This is a genomic window from Komagataeibacter saccharivorans, from assembly GCF_003207825.1.
GTDB lineage: Bacteria > Pseudomonadota > Alphaproteobacteria > Acetobacterales > Acetobacteraceae > Komagataeibacter > Komagataeibacter saccharivorans.
Genome location: NZ_NKTY01000105.1, coordinates 1 through 511, shown reverse-complemented (window position 1 = coordinate 511; position 511 = coordinate 1). Strand labels below are relative to the sequence as shown.

Below are 511 nucleotides of genomic sequence, written 5' to 3'. Positions count from 1 at the left end.
CGTGCCCCCTTTTTTGTATCCACTCAAAAGGAGAGTTCCCGTTTTTTATGGCTTTGGGTTGATGGGATGACAAGTGTCTCGGGGGCATGCCCCCGAGACACTTGTCTGGCGACCTGATCCGGTGTCCTGCCACCCAGCTGGGAATGGGGGCGCACCGTATTGTAGTCTTCCCGCCAGTCAGCCAGAATCTGTCGGGCATGGCTGAGAGACGTGAACAGCGTCTCGTTGAGGCATTCATCCCTCAACCGGCCGTTGAAACTTTCGACAAAGCCGTTCTGTTGCGGTTTCCCGGGGGCGATATAGTGCCATTCAACCTTCATCTCATCGGCCCATTTCAGGATGGCATGGGATGTGAACTCCGTACCGTTGTCGCTGACAATCATGAGGGGTTTGCCATATCGTTCCACCAGGGCCGTCAGTTCCCGCGCCACACGTCCACCTGATAATGACGTGTCGGCAACCAATGCCAGGTTCTTGCGACTGAAATCGTCGATAACAGCCAGAATGCGGA

Annotated in this window: 1 protein-coding gene; it reads right to left on the bottom strand. The window is 55.4% G+C overall.

The window, feature by feature from the left end:
- Nucleotides 1-23: 23 nt before the first annotated feature.
- A partial coding sequence (locus CFR79_RS15580) for an integrase core domain-containing protein (RefSeq protein ID WP_258373667.1) occupies nucleotides 24-511 on the bottom strand: 488 nt, incomplete at its 5' end.